Annotated in this window: 1 protein-coding gene; it reads right to left on the bottom strand. The window is 42.1% G+C overall.

Annotation, left to right across the window (positions count from 1 at the left end; all coding sequences use genetic code 11):
- On the bottom strand, positions 1 to 268 hold a 268-nt coding region (locus KP705_RS21750; RefSeq protein ID WP_215764820.1), incomplete at its 3' end, for a hypothetical protein.
- Positions 269 to 541 lie beyond the last annotated feature (273 nt).

Here is a 541-nt window from a genome sequence, read left to right as displayed (position 1 = left end):
GCGAAGGAAGACAACGCAAATAATCTCTATAACTTTTCACATCCTTCACAGGAAAAGAATGGTCAATATAATGGTCATGCAAACAAGTCATGATATCGTAAGGCTTTTCCCAACCGCAATAAACCTCGACCCCATTCCCAAACATATAACGAATAGCCTTGGTCTCATAACGTGCCTTCAATCGCACAGCCTTTATATTGAACAGATTTTCAAGCCTCTGTACTTCTCTCTCTATTTCTCTATATTTTTCCTTCTTTACCATATCCATAACAATCTCCGACCCTCAGTTTGTGGGGTACTGGAAACTTATTGTAGCAGATAGAAATCAATATTTGACTTGTCATAGTGTCCGACTATGACAATTACATTGTCGTCGGTCCTGCGGAGCTTCAAAGATACCAGTCTGCAAGCTCCTGAAAGGCGTCCTGATTAGCTTCGAAGTATTCGGAATCCGGAACCTCAATAGGAGGCTCATCAAGCTCTACGGGGTCTTGTAGACGCTCTATGTCGAGAACCTTTGACAGCATCCCATCTTCTAAGA

The sequence above is a fragment of the Gluconobacter sp. P1D12_c genome (assembly GCF_018812105.1).
Lineage (GTDB): Bacteria > Pseudomonadota > Alphaproteobacteria > Acetobacterales > Acetobacteraceae > Gluconobacter > Gluconobacter oxydans_A.
The sequence above is the reverse complement of the archived record's forward strand: the minus strand, read 5'-3'. Positions and strand labels throughout refer to the sequence as shown.